We start from the raw sequence: 531 nt of genomic DNA on the forward strand, positions 1-531 counted from the left end.
CAACTGTTTTTGTTCCGTTTAAAGTGCTTGTTATATGCGTATTTGATACAAATACCCCGACTCAAATTTGTTACTGGATTTGCACTTTTGTTGCCAGCCTAAACTTTGAGCCACTTTAATACTGCCAATATTATCATCGGCTATAAACACTTTTACTTTGCTAAAATCTGTCGTAGGAGAAAGCTTTTCAATTGCAATGTTACACATTACTTTCGCTAAGCCTTGCCCCCAGTATTTTCGACGAAGGAAGTAACCAAAATCTAACTCGCTATCAATTAACTTAAGCCCACAGAACCCCACAAACTCCTTCGTTTCTACATCGCGGAATGCAAACCTTGACGGCGCTTCCAGCTCATTAGAAAACCGCTTTTCAGATTCTTCATGTGAAAGTGCACGTCTTGGACCTAAATATTTCATCGCTTGCTCATCTTGGAGCAAGTCGAGTACATAATTGAAATCGCTTTCAATTAACTCATAAACTTAAACTTTGTGCATCGCATTCTCCAAGCATATAACGCTCTGCTAAGCGGC

General features: G+C 39.5%; 1 protein-coding gene. It reads right to left on the minus strand.

The features are described 5' to 3' along the window. Nucleotides 1-30 precede the first annotated feature (30 nt). Nucleotides 31-468, minus strand: a complete 438-nt coding sequence (locus ACP45E_RS00265) for a GNAT family N-acetyltransferase (RefSeq protein ID WP_026026766.1) — start codon at nucleotides 466-468, stop codon at nucleotides 31-33. Nucleotides 469-531: the final 63 nt, after the last annotated feature.

The sequence above is a fragment of the Vibrio genomosp. F10 str. 9ZD137 genome (assembly GCF_049974785.1).
Lineage (GTDB): Bacteria > Pseudomonadota > Gammaproteobacteria > Enterobacterales > Vibrionaceae > Vibrio.